10 protein-coding genes are annotated in these 17,449 nt (G+C 43.2%); 2 read left to right on the top strand and 8 right to left on the bottom strand.

The features are described 5' to 3' along the window. The 3 genes from B3763_RS11195 to B3763_RS11185 all read right to left on the bottom strand — a co-directional run. The coding region (locus B3763_RS11195; protein ID WP_286746529.1) for an MG2 domain-containing protein at positions 1–2,084 on the bottom strand (2,084 nt) is incomplete at its 3' end. A 114-nt stretch (positions 2,085–2,198) separates the two neighbouring features. Beyond that, on the bottom strand, positions 2,199–2,519 hold the full coding sequence (locus B3763_RS11190) for a hypothetical protein (protein WP_286746527.1): 321 nt from the start codon (positions 2,517–2,519) through the stop codon (positions 2,199–2,201). 126 nt (positions 2,520–2,645) lie between these two features. Further along, positions 2,646–3,836, bottom strand: a complete 1,191-nt coding sequence (locus B3763_RS11185; protein ID WP_286746525.1) for a hypothetical protein — start codon at positions 3,834–3,836, stop codon at positions 2,646–2,648. Between the two features lie 348 nt (positions 3,837–4,184). On the opposite strand from B3763_RS11185, the gene B3763_RS11180 reads away from it, so the two are divergent. After that, on the top strand, positions 4,185–4,532 hold the full coding sequence (locus tag B3763_RS11180; protein ID WP_286746523.1) for a hypothetical protein: 348 nt from the start codon (positions 4,185–4,187) through the stop codon (positions 4,530–4,532). A gap of 52 nt (positions 4,533–4,584) precedes the next feature. On the opposite strand, the gene B3763_RS11175 is transcribed toward B3763_RS11180, so the two are convergent. From B3763_RS11175 to pelF, 5 genes are read right to left on the bottom strand one after another with little or no spacing between them, the layout of a single operon-like run. Further along, the gene (locus tag B3763_RS11175; protein WP_286746521.1) at positions 4,585–8,463 is read right to left on the bottom strand and encodes a DUF2194 domain-containing protein; all 3,879 of its coding nucleotides are present in this window, start codon (positions 8,461–8,463) and stop codon (positions 4,585–4,587) included. After that, on the bottom strand, positions 8,460–10,433 hold the full coding sequence (locus B3763_RS11170; protein WP_189630437.1) for a hypothetical protein: 1,974 nt from the start codon (positions 10,431–10,433) through the stop codon (positions 8,460–8,462). The genes B3763_RS11175 and B3763_RS11170 overlap by 4 nt, the downstream gene beginning before the upstream one ends. Beyond that, complete coding sequence (locus tag B3763_RS11165) at positions 10,430–11,236, bottom strand: endo alpha-1,4 polygalactosaminidase (protein ID WP_189630436.1); 807 nt, start codon at positions 11,234–11,236, stop codon at positions 10,430–10,432. The genes B3763_RS11170 and B3763_RS11165 overlap by 4 nt, the downstream gene beginning before the upstream one ends. Continuing rightward, positions 11,223–12,830 carry a hypothetical protein gene (locus tag B3763_RS11160; RefSeq protein WP_189630435.1) on the bottom strand — a complete coding sequence of 536 codons (1,608 nt, stop codon included), beginning with the start codon at positions 12,828–12,830 and terminating at the stop codon, positions 11,223–11,225. The genes B3763_RS11165 and B3763_RS11160 overlap by 14 nt, the downstream gene beginning before the upstream one ends. Then, entirely contained in the window at positions 12,827–14,362 is a 1,536-nt protein-coding gene (gene pelF, locus B3763_RS11155) for a GT4 family glycosyltransferase PelF (protein WP_286746518.1), read from the bottom strand. Before pelF ends, B3763_RS11160 begins: the two co-directional genes overlap by 4 nt. 272 nt (positions 14,363–14,634) lie before the next feature. Between pelF and B3763_RS11150 the strand changes: the two genes are divergently transcribed. Next, positions 14,635–16,995, top strand: coding sequence for an ABC transporter permease (locus B3763_RS11150; protein WP_286746517.1), 2,361 nt, complete (start codon positions 14,635–14,637; stop codon positions 16,993–16,995). The last annotated feature ends 454 nt before the right edge of the window (positions 16,996–17,449 follow it).

Here is a 17,449-nt window from a genome sequence, read left to right as displayed (position 1 = left end):
CCTGTTGGGTCATCTTCATTGGTTTGTAACGGAAAGTGATAAAAGCCATTTACTGAACGATTGCTAACCTTTCGGTCTTTTATCTGTCCGGAGGGATCTATAAACTCAAGCACTACCGGATGGTCTTCAGGAAGTTGATGGGTCTTATCTTCTAGAATAAAGTTGAGGTAAATGGGGTCTCCGGGCCGCCAAACGCCTCGTTCGCCATAAAGAAATCCTTGAATCCCTCTTTCTACCCGTGCTCCTCCAACATCGAAATTGCTCACTGAAAGAGATGTTCCGTCAGTCAATTTCAGGTATCCTTTGTCTAAACCGCGAACAGCCTCCAACAAAAACGGCTTTCGCTGGGTTTGGAGTGCTGCCCGGCCCTTCTCATCGGTACGCAATACTTCTAATAATTCTTGTTGATAGTCGTATACCTTCAGTTCTACACCAGTTAGGGGTTGAGTGGTTTTAAGGTCGGTAACAAACACAGAAAGTTTACGGTCGTTTCCCAACTTGGCCATAAGGCCGAGGTCTGATGCCAGTAAATTAGTTTTCACCATTCTGGCATTGGAGGCGTAATAAGTATCGTGACAAGGATTGTCACGTTCCCGCCAGTCATAATTCATTCCATAACTGTAGGTATAGTAGCTATCATACTCTCCTCCTCTTTCAGCCGAGTATGTCGCCCAGTTATCTTCCGGTATTTTTCCTTCCAGGCTTAGGTCTTCTATAGTTTGGCCGCAATTGTAAAGTGAAAATTCTTTTCTGATGTTTAGGCGCACCTGATAGATCCCTCCTTTTTCAGGAGTCATGTACTTGGCTAAATCGAGTGTAAACCGATTCCATCGACTAAAGTCGGTGACTCCAGACTCATCGAGCATTATCACCTGATGTACAATGGGTTTACCCACTCTTCTCAATTGCTCATCACCATCCAGGTTATTCACCTGCAAGAACTGAAACACATTTGACTCATTGATTTTTATGACGGTAACCTCTACTGCTCTTAGGTTTACGGCATCGAAAGGAAGAATCAGTCCCTGGGTTCCCGGTAAAATAGAGCCCTGGCGGGTTAGCCGTACCTGCGGTTTTAATTGGCTAAAGTTTACTGCCTGCTGGTACCCTTTGGCCATCTTGAAATCGAGCCGATTGCGTATGCCCGCATATACCTGCACAAGCTTATCGCCATTCAACTCGGTTGAAGGATAAACCTTTACTGAATTGCCTGAAACCACAAATTTGGGATTTGGGTCGTCCTCAAGAGTTATGAGGCCTGTAAGATCTTGTCTTTCGTTGAGCGGGTCTGAAAAGTGAAGGACTATATGCGAGTCTTCTCCTTTTTCCATGCGTGTACTTATCACCGAAAAATCATTGAGCGAAGGCACCTCAAGGTTTTCTTCACGATCTCTCCTCGCTCCAATGACCGACCCATCTACTTTAAATCGCACCGTTGAACTTTGCTCTTTGCGCTGAACAGAGGTTACATAGAAGCTGTGCTTCTTGCCTATGGTCCGGTCGAACTGCCAATGCACCGGCAAAGTATTTCCTTCTTGTTCAAAAGTTACTGCCTTTTGCAGGTTAAGAGTGTCAACCACATCGGCTGTAGTAAACTCTCCTTGAATAATTTGCTGCCTCATGGGTTCATCTTCATCGCTCACCAGACCGGTAATGTTTAGATCATAATCCTGCTCAATAACAGCAAACTGAAATTCGAAAGGCTTCAACCCTTCTGCCTTGGCCAAACCAAGCCCCTCCAGTGATAGTCTGCCTACATACGACTTACCGTTTGGCAAAGGCGAAGATGGTTTGAACTCAACTACCCGAGGGGTTATCCAACGAAGCTCTCCTTTGAGTGAGGGAGTAAAGGAAAGAGCCAGTTTTTGTTGGCGATCGGGAGATATATCTTCGGCTAACTGAAGGGTAATGACCGATCGGCTCGATATTTTTCCTGAAGTATAGGCGGTTATTACCTGACTGTATTGCTGATCGGCTATCCGGTCATAGTCAGACGAAGTTTTTTTATTTTTCTGACAAGCATTAAAAACAACCAGAATTAGGAGAAACAAGAGCAGTGAGCTCATTATTTTTTTAATGTGCATTGGACTACGTTTAGGAGGATGATTACTGTTAATAAGATAGGCAAAAAAGCCTCACTGAATAAATAACTAGAATATTAGTTTTTATTGTGCATACACCCTTACCTCATTTCTTTTTTAGAACTTGGTAATACAATGTTGATATTTATAGCGGCCGTTGCGCTCTCCTTTGTGGTACTGATTATTGCCATGGTCATTCAAGACAGAAAGGCTCCTGCTGAGGCGGAGAAATTTATGGATGACAAAAACAGAGAAGTTTCTAATGGGAATTCTACTTTCGGTCATTACATCCTTTGCCCTCTCTTCAAGTGCCAGTATACCCGAAAACTCAGGACTTGGTGGGCTGTTGTGGCTTTTTGCACCTCCTTTTATTGGAGGCCTCACATTCTTCTTGTTTGTTCTGTTGCTAGCTTTCAACAAAAAGCTAAAAACAATCATCGGGTGGGTTTGTATTGGCGTCAACTTACTAACGGGACTTTATTTGCTGTTTTTGCCTTATTGAAACCTCTTTTATGAAAGATACTGGGAAGCCTCAAAAAGGGAAGACAGTGCATCAATTATCGGTTAGTATATTGTTTGGGGTTCATATAAATCAAATGTCAAGCTATCTTCTGTTGTCAAATAGTCCTCATAGTTGGCCAGATAAATACCATCTTTTGAAACAAAGAAGTTAGATGTAAAGTACTGACCCTCAGGAACTCTAAACTCTCCCAATGGATTCATTTCACTATCTGAGATTATAAAAGTCTTTTTCAAACCTGAAACCCGACTAGCTAGCTCTTCCGGAGTTCTATCTAAAAAGACCTCTCTCAAGTAGATTTCTGGGTGTTCAAGATAAATGATTTTATAGTATTTGCCTGACAACTGAGACTTGTCCAACCTTTGTTGATAGTTATTTTTGTTCAAATAATCCTCTAATTTCTCTGAGAAGGGTTTAGGATAAAAATACTTCGACCCTACAAATCTTGACGTCATCAATACATTTTCCTTCCATATATAGACGTAAGGGTCTACTCCGAAGCTCAGAATAAACTCTTTTGTATGACTATTATAGACACTTAGAATATTTAAAGAATACGGTATTCCCCAACAATAGTCCAGATAAAGATCAGAAGGCTTATTCTCTGTGGTAAAATTGCCCGTTTTTAAATCCAGAACTAAGGTAACTCCTTTATTGGCATAGCTATCTGGTTGATAGGATAGATTAAAATAAACACGGCCATCTATATGAATGGGCCGATTGTCGTTTGTTACGGAAATATTGAAAGGCCCCTCATTGAGAAACACTTCCGATTCCGAAAACAAATATTTATTCATCACTTCACCCCTGTCATTCAGTAAGATCATCTCTGTAGTCCACCCATTGTAAATTAATATTGAGTCGTAAGAGATATTGAGATGAGTCACAAGATCAAGATTAAAACCAATTCCATTGGGACCATCTTCTTTATGAAGTTTCAAACTGGAAAGGCGCTCTCCCTTTTCAGACTCATAATAGTGTATAACCCCAGTGTTTTTGTTGAGCAAACTCCAGATCATTTTCCCACTATTATCTATAAATTGAGAGTAAGAGTTATTGAAAAACCCTTGTGTTGAGTCCAAAGGAATTACAACCGACTTGGTATTGACTAGCTCAAATCGATCCTGATAGTTAGTGTTATAGCTCAATTTATCTATTTCGTTATTTGGGTTTTTACAGCCAAGAATTATTAACACTTGAATTACAATAGCGATTCTGCCCAGAATAGGTCTCATTGAAATTTATTTTGACGGTTAAAATGATGATCGCGCCACACACTTGAGAGCAGCTGAGAGATTTCGTAAAATCTCTACCTTCATCCGGACTCGGCACAAAGAGCCCCAAAAAAAGAATGCTCTCCCTCCCAGTATGCTTAACTTCGAAACTAAAAGACAAAAAGAAAGCCTCTATAAGCACTTAAATAACTGAAGGATCTTTTTCTTTTCATAACTCCTTTGCTCAGGTTTGCTGTTTTTGCCTTATTAAAACAAATGCGAATAGTAAGCCTGGCGGATAGTGCACTGGTCTGTCTCAGGTATGTAACCTTGCCGAAGCTAAACACATCTAAGGTTCCAAAAGGTCTTATGAAAAACTCCATTCGAACACTATTTATCGCATTTATTCTTTTTTCAGTCTCCACGCTTTTGGCTCAGGACAAAGCGGCAAAAGATTATGTGGGACAATACATCTCCAGTACTGACCGGGGCTTTGACATTACGGTGAGTTTAAATAACGAAAATGTACTCATGGCTCAACCCTCAGACAAATCTCAGCCTCTAACAGAAATGGTTGAAGTGGCCGGAGACAAATATGAATTGAAGAACACGAGGGGGCTCCGTATTTCTTTCACTCGAAACAAAGAAGGCGTAGTGATTTCACTAACTTTTGAAGGAGGCAACCGAAAGTTTGAGGCTACCAAAAAAACCGAGTGATTTATCTCTGTCTTAGCGCTTAAACGGGCCAAGGGGTATGGAAAGGGCTTTATTACTCATCGTACCAGTCGTCATATTCCCTCGGCTTCACGTAATATGGTTTTCTTCTTCTAAAGAAGTGCCTTATACCTAACTGAAAGCCATTGGAGTAATAGAGGGCCTGGTTGTAAAACTCAAACTGTCCGGTAACGAAAGTATATTTCTTTATAGGGAAGGCGAAATTGCCGGTAATTCTAAGGAAGTTTCCGGTATAGGTATCGTAAAAGGCTCCTGCCTCCACACGCATGTATGGCTTTCTGGTTTGGTCTCTACCGTAATTCCAGGCCAAACCTCCTCCTCCATAGAACCTTCGCTCTACTACCCAGAAGGGGTTACCACCTTCTTGCATGCCATTAGACACCGAACCAAATGCCTCAGCAAATGGTGAAAACCGAGACTTGTTAAGGGGCTTAATATTATAGAAAAGGCGTCCGGTAACGGCTCCTTCGTAGACTCCGGTAGTGTAGTGAGAAAGCACGGGCGACAGAGAGGTTTGCCAGGCCTTATTGTAACCTCTTTCATAGTAGCCAACCAGTTCGCCCCAATAAATTTCTCTACTTATGGCCGGACCCGTTTTTACCGGGCTAAAGGTGTAGCCAATGGACTTAAAAGACTTTTCGTTGGCCTGTGATATTCCTGCCCCCAGTGAAAAGAAGGTGTTAGACAAATCGTCTTTCTCTAAACCGGCCAAGGCATAGAAAATGGGCTTATCTGTATTCTCTCTGGTTTGGTAGCGGTATCGCAAACCATACAATTGATGCGCCACGTTGTTGGCATCGAATGTATTAATGACCAGGTCTGAAACATCGCTATAGGTAACCGAAAGGCTGTGCTGGTTGAGATTGCGTGTTTTCATATGGAGGTTAACCATATTGTTCCACACCGACTGATTGAAGTTATCCTCCACAAAGTCGGTCGTATATTCTACTGAAGCATGTTCGTTATACCTCAGACGCATAAGTAAGTTTTGCAATGTATCGGGGTAGAATACACCGGGCGTATTGAGAATCATGAATTTTTGAACATCGCTCTCAAAGTATTGTGCTTCGGGGTTTATGCGCTCTCTTAAGCTGTCTTTTTTCAACGGGTTGTTCATGGATTTAGCCACTAAACCGGCTCTTTCGAACTCCCCAATATCAAACCATGTGTTGGCCACAAAGCTCTTCACCTCTTCATCATTGGGGTTGTTCTTAATGTATCGGAGGTATACCGTCTCCATCTTATTAAAGGCTTCCAGGTCGGCCCACCACTGCAATTGGGTAAGCATGCTTATCTCATTGCTGTATTCGGCCCACAAAAGGGCATCTTGCAACATTCCATTGTCTGAAAATGCATAGGCTATAGAAGTGGCCATGGGCAAGAGTTTTGGGTATCTCTCGGGGCTTTTGTTCACCAGTTCTCTATGGAGCTCTTCGGGTTCCCAGTCAATCAGATAGCGTACATAAAGAGCATAGGCCTCTTCCGCACTATTGCCCTCTTGAGCATTTACCAGCATTTCTTTTACCTGCTCTTTGTATTGATCGGTATAGAAATACTGCATGTATTCTTTTATGAGCTCCATATTCGTAGGGTCGCGCTCAATTTTTCTTCTCAGCCATAGTTCGTTGAGCTCTTCGTTGGGGTAGGCTTCTGTAGCAAGGTAATGATTGAGGTAAACCATAGCTGTTTTGGGCGACTCTTTGTAGGTATTTTCCAGAAAGCCCCATACCTCCTGAGGCTTTTCGTTATAAGCCAAATACAGTGCATACTGGCTAAAAATAGCCGTATCGGGTTGAGTACTCTCCCTGAGCTGACGCAACAAGATGTTGGTGGCGGCATCCAGATTTTCGTTTTCCACGAAATATTGCACCGAGTCTTCTACCGTAACCGGAAGCTCAATTTCCTCCACATACTCCCCTTCGTCTACCTCCTGCACAATGGTTTTTCTTTTTTCTTCGTAGCCTTTGAACTGATCTTTAATGTCAGCAAATATTTCATCTAAGGAGTACTGACGAGTATTCTTAAATCGGAGTCCTTCGCTAAAGGCAATGGCGGCTTCGGGCGTTTCTACCGTAAGCAGGTATCCTCCCATAACGGGCGTTTTGGTGTAATTGAGACCTTTGCGTTGTAGCTCTTCCTGAAGCAGTTGTTGATTGGTCTTTTCTACGAATACATTCCAAAAAAAGTGCTTCTTCTTCCATTTGTTAGCACTGACCTTTTTTACGTTATAGGTATCTCCATTGGGTATATACTCATACTTGCTGTTGCGCCAATCGCGGGTAATGGTAGCACCGGTTGCCACATCTAAAAAGCGCATAGAGGGGTGAGTCTCCGTTACCTCTTCCAGGTACTCTACCCAACGTGTGAGCATCCCCTTTCGGTTGTTGCTGGAGGTATACCACCCCAATCGCTCGGCATTTCTGGATGCATAATCTCCTGCACTGGTATTGCTCTCAACGGGGAGTTGGTAAATATCATCAGGGTGAATGAAATGCGACCAGATGCCGGTAAAAAGGTATAGCGATTGCCAACTGTAGGTTTTAAAATCGCTAAACACATAGCCGCTGGAAACCCTCGGAAAATCGAACAGTCTCGGCTCAAGAGGGTCTACATCGTATTCTCTTTCGCCTCCTTCGTAGAAATCGCCCTCGTAAATAGAACACATAAACTCAATTTCGGGCATAGCATTGGCCAGGTGAACCAGTCCAATGCTATCGATATCGTTCGAAGGTGGCACATAGGTTACCGGAAAGGGGCCAAAGCCGTTCACTCTCCATTTTTTCCGGGCCGCAATAAGTGCCCCTTCCATATATTCCGGGTTTCTCCAAATGGTATCTACCAACGACTCGTGGTTATAGCCATGAAAGGCCATTTCAAACTTGTGTTTGATCACCTGTTTGGTCATCCAGTTAGCACTAATAACCTCTTTGCCATCGCGTATGGAACGGTGCATGTCCCATTCTCTGAAAATAAATGGCGGTTGTTTTATTCGGTCGTAGTTAAAACAGGGATAGGCCGAATAATCGATATTGAACTGTTCGGCTACTTTGAGCATATCGGGCCACCATACATCCATTACATACTCGGCCTGGGTAATATCCAATTCGCTGGCTATTGGCTCGGCCTTATAGTCGTAGAGTGGGCTGGGGAAATCGTCTATGAAAATAGCTCCTACACTCACAATAGGATATGGCACTCCCTGCAGGCCTTTTAGTGCCGGAGCAAAGAGCAGACCCCTGTCGGGCTTTTCAAAAACCATATTGGTATTGAAATGCACCACTCTGCCGGCACCTATATAATGTTCAAAAATGAGCGGCTGGGTAGGATCCGTAGCGGCAGTGGCTAGCACATTGATGGAGTCTTTAAAACTTTCGCGCTTGAGCCCAATATTTTTCTTCTGAGGATAAATAGACTTTCCTTCCATACCGGGCACCATGTTCTTTACAAAGTGAATCCCTTGCGACTCCAGATCATACATAAAGTCGGCTCCCACATCTATACCCGAAAGGAAACCACCATTGGGGTCTTCATTGAGGCTTGGAAACACCAATGTACCCCCCATGGCCACAAACTCCACCAATATTTCTCTGCCCAGATCATCCAGGTTTTGAGTGGTATTTATATAAACCACCCTAACGGAAGGATCTATGTAGGGGTCGTCTGCATAATCAGGTAGCTCCTGAGTGGCGTAGGGTATTTTATTGTAATCGAAAACTTTGGCCAGTTCTTTGGCATAGGGCCGGCTCATCTCATGGGTAGAGTCAATCAGGTACAGCACAATGGGCTGATTATCCACTACCTGTACTTTCTTTCTGGGCTCGTTCTTTTCATCGTCAGAACAAGCCTGAACAAGCACTACAAGTACTAGTAAAAGCCATTTAACTACACAACCGGTGAAAGCCTTCTTACTCACAACAACTCTTTAATTCTTGCTTCTTTGGGTTTATTCACAATTTCATAGACCCTTAAATTATCCTTTTCATAGAAGAGACGTATAGGTCTTCCTCGTAATCTTAGGTCATTAACCAATCGCACTACATCGTCTTGTACCTCCTCTTCAATGCGCACCTTACGCCTAAACTCATCCGATACATTATGATAAATAAAAACGAGCACGCTATTCGGCAAAATGTACTCTGTGTTGAGCCGCAGAAATTCCTTGTCGTCTTTGTACTCAAAATAAACAGAGTCTCGCTCGGGGTAAGCATTGAGAAAATCATCGTAGCCAATGAATATATGAGAGTCTCTACTCATGGGCAGCATATTGCTTGCATTTACCACGGCATACCCGTAGGGTATAAAACTGGCCTTAATATTCTGATAGGCCTCTAGTATGGTTTTACTCAGTGAGTTGGTTTTAGAGGTACGGTTCACCAGCTCAGGCTGGCTGTAATAGGCTGTTACTAAAAACAAGGCAAAAATCAGTGGCACCGAAACCTTGTCAGGGATTTCTACACGAGTTAAGCGAGTGTTGAAATAGTAGTAAATGATGTAGAAAACAAGGCTGAGAGCGCATGCTACCAACACCGGCAATATTTCATTGAACAGGTCTCTATCGAAATACTCAAAGCCCATGGTGCTGTAGAGTATCATTACATTTACATAAATAATGAAGGCGAGCGGGCTGGCCCACTTGCGTTCATGGTCGCGATAGAGAAAGAACATGACCACACCCCCCACTAAGGATATGCCCTGGAATATCCAGATGAGGGTATCGTAAGACAGTATCATGTTGCCGGTAGTGGTGGTAGAACTAACTGAAAGAAGATTGGATCGAAGAAAAAGAAAGAAATCTGTATCATTATTATAAGCCGAAAGGGCAAAAGAGCCTAGTATGAAGACGTAGGCCCCCAAATAAGCCCAAAAAGATTGCATAAAGAATTTCCAGTATCCTCTTCGAATAAATGGTATTACCACCATGAAGTAGGGAGGCAAAAGAATAAGTAATGTAAACAGGTCTATAAGCGCAATGGCACAGAAAATAACCAGCATTTGCCAGAAATAATTACTTCGTTTATTCTTATAAAGCACCCAGGGTTTCCGAATAAATATTAAGGCCGGCAAAAAGAAAGTCATGGCCATAAAGGTGGACTTGCTGTGGGTTATTTGTGTGAGGTTGATGGGTACCAGGTTAAAGAATAGAGCAAAAGCCAGGGTACCTAAAAGCGGAATGGTAACCAAGCTGTTGGTCATGGCATCGATAAACCAAAAAATAACGAAGCATAAAATGAATATTTGGAAAAGACCAAAGGACTCAAGAGCCATTTCGGCACTTATACCGGTAATAAGGCCATAGAAGCTCATTAAAGCATACTGGCCTGTCATAACCATCTCGTTGTTGAACCAACGCTGATCACTGAGTCCGTCCAGAATTTTGAGCTCCTGAAACCAGGCGGCCGAAAGCTGATAGTTATCAAACTGCATCAGGTAGAAGCGAACCATCATGGCCGTAAAGCAAGCCAGTGTGGCAAAATAAAAGCCTGCCTTTACCGAAAAGCGTTTATTGGCTTTGGCCTTTCGTACATCAATAATCGGCTCCTTATCTTCAATGTTCTCAATTACATTGATAAGTATGGCCTTTCGCCTCCTAAGCCAAAGGTTGTTTTTCAGCTTGAGTTGTTTTACGCCAATCAGCCGAAAGCCAAAGAAGAAAATCATAAAGGCAATGATGGTCAGCAGGTCGTAGCTGTTTACCTGCACAAGCACATAGATAAGCACCAAAACCACACTTCCGAAAACTGCCCAATAGTTACCCATGGTCTTCACCTGGTTTTGCGATGGCTTGTCTTTAATGAACAAGCGTTTGAGCAAATACAGGAAGAACACCCACAGCAGCAGCCTGACTATGCCGAGAAAGATGGTATCTATGTAGGGTATGTTCATTTAAACCTTGGCAATTCTTCTAAACCTATGTTCCCAATAAAATAATCCCAACCCAATGCCGTGGCCTGGTTTCTCACCCGATTGAACATGCTCTTTGTATTGGCATATTCAATAAGCACAATGGGCAGGTTATATTTTTCTTCTACATTCTTAAGCCCGGCCACACGCTCATTGTATTCGCTTAGCCTGCGCATACGATAATCCGATTTCTCAAAGTTATAGTCGGTAATTACCGATTCCAGAGCAACCGAGTTAATAAAGTCTTTGGTTCGGGGGGTGATAGAAACCCCTGAGTTTTGCATTAAATGAAAATCGGGGTATTTCTCTTTGACACGACTAATGAACTCTACATAAGCCCCTACTTTCTCCGGATGTGGCCCCCAGGGGCCATAAGCATCAACCGTATCCAGAAAAAGGCCATCAAAACCCTTTTGCTTTATCCGGTCGACCAAGCCCATAAGCGCATTTTGGGTCACCGGATCGGCCAAATCCAGATAATAGCTGTCCCATAAGCTATTTTTGCCCAGGGTTCGGTCTTTTAGCTCCGGAAAATAATATCGGGCCGTGCTCACCTCTCCCACACTAATGTAACCCAACACCAGCTCGTTGGTTTCTTTCATTAGGCGTATATCAAAGGGGTTGTATTGTTCCGACTCCAGAATTACATATTTAAAATTTCTGATTCTATCGGCATTGATATCGCCATAGCACACCAATACTGAAGCTTTTGGTGGCTCCTGGCAAAAGAGGCTCGTAAAAGAAAACAGAGCCAGAAATGAGGCCATTTTTTTAATACGCGGCATAGTAGTAATAGTCGAGATTTCGGAAAAATTGTAACGTTGTGCGCAGTGTCATGAGCATATATACGGCCGAACCGGCAAACATGCCTACCACACTATATTCATAAGAGATAAGACGGCTTGCCGCCAGCCCCACCAATACATTGACCAACAACCCTAAAAGCAGCGCATTGAGCGGCTGTGTTGGTTTGTTGAGCGTAAATAAATAAAGTGAATTGAGCATACCCCAAGCCACAAGAATATAGCCCAGCCCTCCAATAATACTTACTTTAATACTCACCGTATTCAATACCTGATCGAACGCCCGCTGATAGCCCAGCCTTTCCCAGATAATGAGGTAAAGCAAAAAGGTCATAACCGCTCCAACAATGAGCAATATGAGCACATGTTCCCAGTACATTTTGAGCGATCGTCTGTTAAACACCTTGGCCTGATTATAAGGAATCTGTTTCTGTAGCAGGTCGCTGATTGTGCTAAACGAAGCAATACCAAACTCCAGCACCCCCACCAAAAGAAAGAAAATAAGAATGGCTATGTCCATGCCTATTTCATAATCTTTTTCATAGTAGAGAATGTATGGCAAAGCTCCATCGTCTGATGTGGACCACGCCAAAAAACGATCGGTAAAAATGAAAATGAAGAAAACGAACCCGTAAAAGAAGTAGCGATAGTTGCGGTAAACCATTACAGCCGTTTTGCTGGTGGCCCGGTTGAACACTTTGGTTCTACTCACTTTTCGTTTAAAAAACCAGTTGAGGTAAAGTACCATAAGGGCTATGGCCGTCCAGATGCCTATCCAATGCGTATAATAGGTTTCCAGGCTGGTGTACAGGTGTAGTACCAAAGAAAGCCCTGCTGCCAAAATAAATGCCACCGTAATGAACCACCGCTCTTTGAGGGGGTGAAACACTGCCGAAAGCAATAACAACAACCCAATGGAGTAGGCATAGGCATACACCAACCACAAAAATTTATACGGATAAAAATTGGCAAAGAAATTAAGCACCAATGCCAAAACGCAGAGCACCCCCATAAAAAGTAACCCATCGCGAATAACCATAATGGTGCTCTTTCGCGCCATATGAAAGTCTTTGCTAAACCAATAGTGAGAAACCTGCCTACCTATTACCTGCACAAAACCTCCTGTGCCGATCAGTCCGAAAATTACTCCCAACACCACAGCCGTAGATTGCAACTGGTTAAAACCTACGTAGGTCCACATAGAATACCCGAATACGATGATGGTAGCTATTTGCAAAAACACAGGAACACCATGAAACAAACCGAGCGGATAGTAATAAAAGAAGTACCTGGTTTTTATTTTCAGGTAGTCTGTCGCAGAGGTAAAGTCTGCTCTGAACTGTTCATTTACAGGCAGCTGGCTAGGGTTTTCTTCCAGAAAACGAGGATTGGTTATCTGATCATAAACCAGTTGAGCCAATTCCTGAAGGTCGTCTATGCCATAGTCTTGCTTAGCATCTATGGCTCTAATGCTCATAGATTCTAGCATGGCACGCACCACATTCACATTGACCGGCTTGCCCAGTTTATCATAAACATCATATCCCAATTGCTCTATTTTCTGCGTATGTGTCATAAGCTCAACTCCTTCTTTATCTTCTGCTTCTTTGGTTGTTGTTTCTGGTAAACCTCCTCATAAATACGCTCATAAGATTCTATAAAAATATCGAGCGTAAAGTTTTCCATAACCCGCTTTCGGGCGTGTACACTCATGGTCTTTCTAAGTTCTTCATCTTCCAATAACTGAATTACCCTTTTTCCAATGGCTTCAGGGTCCCTGGGTTTACACACAAAGCCCGAACCCTCATCTATTGCTTCGGCTACTCCACCCACATCGGTTGCCACCACCGGCACCCCACAGCTCATAGATTCAATTACCGTGAAAGGAAATCCTTCTGAAATAGAGGTGAGAATGGATATATCTCCCTCACTAAATATGAGGTGGGGCTCACTATGATACCCCATTAAGAAGAAGTTGTTCTCCAGCTTTAATTGCTTAATTAGGTTTTCGCATTGCTCGGTATATTCCGGCACCGCATTCTTATCGCCATACACCAGGTATCTCACATTGGGTATCTTCTTCCGAACCACATCGCATGAGCGAATCATGGTGAGCACATCCTTCAATTCAAAAATTCGTGCGGCAGCCACCACGGTAGGTATCCCCCTTAAGTGCTCAGGTTTTTGGCGGGGAGCAAATTTCTCATGGTCTACCCCGTTGTAAGTAATTTCAATTTTATCTTCGCTGGCGCCATACATGAGCTCCCAGGTAATGTTAAACTTGTTTACCGATAGAATTTTATCGGCCTTATAGTAGGAGAGCCTTGTTATGGTTTCTGTAAGCCTGATCAGAAAATCCTTAATGAAGTAACTGTAGTCTGACCGGTTAATGTAAAGCAATCTTTCCCTTACGTATACCCCATGTTCGGTAATCATCAACGGTGTACCGTATCTATATTTTAATACCAGTGCAGGAATGAGCGGAAAACCCGAGAGTGTAATATGGCACAAATCCATTTTCTTGATAGGAATAGAAAACGGAATGAGAAAACGATAGAGCCAACGCAGCCCAACGGTAATATCGAACAAAGAGGCCACATAACTGCCATCTTCTTCTGTCTTGCGCGTGGCTTCATACTTAAAAGCTTCCCAAACGGCCTGGTCTTGCATGGTGCGTTTGTAGTCGTAGTCTTGAAAGTAAAGCCACAATTCATAGAACACCACATCCAACACTTTCATGTCGGTAGACCCCTCATACACCATTTGCAAGAACTTCTCAAAAATGGGAATAAACCGCTCTTGCACTACTTCGCTGGTGGTCTCTTCTTTTTTGCTCACTACCTTATAGTAGTCTCGCTTATAGCTCACATAATCCTGCGGCTCATCGGGAGCCCAAAGAGGTACCTGTATTACCTCTTTTACTGAAGGACTTAGCTCAAAAATGGGCTTAGGTATGTAGCCGGCATTGATGGAGTACAAATTAAAGTGGACGTTAGAAACCCTATCGCACAACATGTGACTCCATGTAGAAATACCTCCTCCGTAAAACGGATAGGTTCCTTCAGAAATAAGAAGGACATTGATCTTATCGTCTTCTGTTCTTTTCAAATTTTCTTAAAAAGTGCGCTAGTTAATCATTTTTTAAATTAAGAAATGTTGGTATTTCGAACATTTCATAAAAGATATCGATGATTAAAATTCCAGCAAAGCCTATTGGACTAAAAGTACTCAATTGCTTTGGCACGCTGCCCGGCTTACGTTCAATTGCCGTTAAAAGCCGTTGAGTAACCAAAATAGTAGACCAGTTGCCTGATGGCTAGTGTGCAACCCTAAAGCGCATGGTTGCATCTGTCGTTCATACCATCAAAAACTCAGGCTCCATGATCAGGTCATATCTCAAAACAACACTTCGTGCTATACAGCGTAGCCCGCTTTCTTCATTCATCAATATTTTTGGTCTGGCTACAGCTCTCGGAGTAGCCATCATGGTCTATGCTTTCATAGACCTGGATCTTAGTATCGATCAGTTTCATGAAAATAAAAAAGAAATATACCTGGCTACTTCCTATCTCAACCGAAATGGAGAGGTAGGGCATCACGGTATTGTTCCGGCTCCCTATGCGGCCATTCTTCAAAACGATTTCCCTCAAATTAGTCAGGTGGTTCGTGTTGAAAGAAGAAGCGGCATACTTAAATCGGGGCCAAACGTATTCAACCAATCTTTCTCATTTGTAGACCCGGAATTTCTGGAATTGTTCACTTTTCCTCTGGCTTACGGCCAAAAAGAAGCTTTAGAAACACCTAATCAAATCATTCTCAGCCATAACGCTGCTGTTAAATATTTTGGCGAAGAAAATGCCTTGGGTAAGTCTATGACTTTTGACTTTGAAGGAAGAAAGTTTTCATTTGAAGTAGCAGGCGTAGCTCAGGAGTTTCCCAGAAGAAGCAGCCTGAATTTTGAAGTATTGGTCAACTTTGGCCAGTTGGAAGTAATAGACCCAGACTACAGCCTAAGCGATTGGAGCCGATTTCTCGATGCTGTATACATAAGAACAAGCGACCCTCAGTCCGTGGCGCAGGTAGAGCGTTCGGTTCAACAGCATATTAAAACTCAGAATGCCGTGCAAAAAGACTGGCCCGCCACTGCTTTCTCTTTTGTTCCATGGACCGACTTGTTTGTTCAGGCAGAAGACATGAGCAGTGTGATGACCGGTGAGGGTGATTCGGTAGCTCGAATAGTCTTATCGGTAATTGGTGCCTTTGTTTTGGTTTTGGCTGTATTCAATTACATAAACATTGCCATTGTTTCCGCAACAAAAAGGCTCAAAGAAATTGGGGTTAGAAAGGTAATGGGTGGCACACGCAAGGCATTGGTTTTTCAGTTTTTGGTAGAAAACATAGTACTCACACTATTGGCTCTGGTCTTTGGGTTCATTTTGGCCATTACCTTGCTCATTCCGGGGTTCGATCGCCTGTTCGATGTGGGACTCGATTTTCACACCAACCAACCCGAACTTTGGATATTTCTGCTGGTATTGGTGGTGAGCACAGGTTTGCTCTCCGGTGCCTATCCGGCCCTTTATATTTCGCGGTTCAACGCAGTAAATATTTTCAGGGGTAGCCTTAAGTTTGGTGGCAAAAATATACTCACCAAAATCTTCCTCACCTTTCAATACATTCTCGCCCTGATTGCCGTGGTGGGTGGAATACTCTTTACCCAAAACACAGCATTCCAAAAAGACCGGGATTGGGGCTATGATCAAAGCCGGGTAATTTCGGCCTTTGTGGGCGATGCCACACAAGTAAAACAACTCACCAATGCCTTGCAGCAAAACCCCAGAGTAGAGTCTGTTTCTGCCTCAATGGGGCACCTCAACCGATCTACTTCCAATAAGATAGTCCAGGTGATTGATCAAAAGTACGACATCCCCTGCCTAATCGTAGACCACAACTATTTAGAAACGCTGGGACTAAAACTTTTGGAAGGAAGAAACTTTGATGCTCAACGCGAAAACGACTATCAGAATGTATTGGTGAACCAGAAAATGGCGCGCTTGCTAAATCCGGAAAAGGCTTTGGGTGAAAGCTTTAGAATAGATAGCCTTACCTATCGGGTGGCCGGAGTACTTGAAGATTTTCATCAATGGTCTTTTTATGACCCCATAAAGCCCATGATTATTATGCTGGCCAAAGAAGAACAGTATCGTTATTTTTCCATGAAGGTGAATGAAGGTTCCCTGACCAGTGCTTATGAAGACCTGGAAAAAACCTGGGCCGAACTTTTTCCCGACAAGCCCTTTGACGGATATTACCAGGCCAGTTCACTCGACTGGTATTTTAGAAATATTGAAGGGCATAGCCGCCTGATGCAGTATGTAGCCACTATCTGTATACTGCTCTCCTGCCTGGGCCTCTATGGGCTGGTTTCTCTCAATGTTGCCAGTAGAGTAAGAGAATTCAGTATTAGAAAAGCCCTGGGAGCACGCCTCAAAAACCTTGTCTATGTGATAAACAAGCAGTTTGCTGTGTTTCTGATAATTGCCCTGATTTTAGGCATTCCCATTAGCTACTACTTGTTAACCATGCTTTTCGATTCTGTATATGCTGTTCACGTACCCATCACCTGGTTACCCTTTTCTCTGGCTCTGGCTGTAGTAATTCTAATGGTTGCACTGACTATCTCTTCCCAGGTTCGTAAAGTTATGACCACCAGCCCTACGGAAGGACTAAGGAGCGAGTAAGCATTAATGTGAGGACCGACTGCTTTAGTGGGAAGGCGGAAATCAGAAGCCAGAAATCAGAAGCGGGAAGCTGTGAAAAGCGGGCACATTGGTTTCCATGCTGAGCGAAGCCGAAGCATCTGCCCATGATCTAGCCTAGCAGATCTTTCCATAATGGTGGAAGACGGAAGTTCGGAGCTAGGAAGACAGAAATCAAAAACCAGAAATCGGAAATAAGAAGTCGGAAGCGGGAAGCGAAAAGCTGTGAAAAGAGGACGCTTTGGTTTCCATGCTGAGCGAAGCCAAAGCATCTGCCCATGATCTAGTCTAGCAGATCTTTCCATAATGGAGGAAGACGGAAGTTGGGAGCTAGGAAGACAGAAATCAGAAACCAGAAATCGGAAATCAGAAGTAGGAAGCGGGAAGCGAAAAGCTGTGAAAAGAGGACACTTTGGTTTCCATGCTGAGCGAAGCC

Origin of the sequence: Roseivirga sp. UBA1976 (assembly GCF_002336325.1) — a bacterium.
Lineage (GTDB): Bacteria > Bacteroidota > Bacteroidia > Cytophagales > Cyclobacteriaceae > Roseivirga > Roseivirga thermotolerans.
Note: the sequence above shows the minus strand (reverse complement) of the source record. Positions and strands in the feature narration are given on the sequence as shown.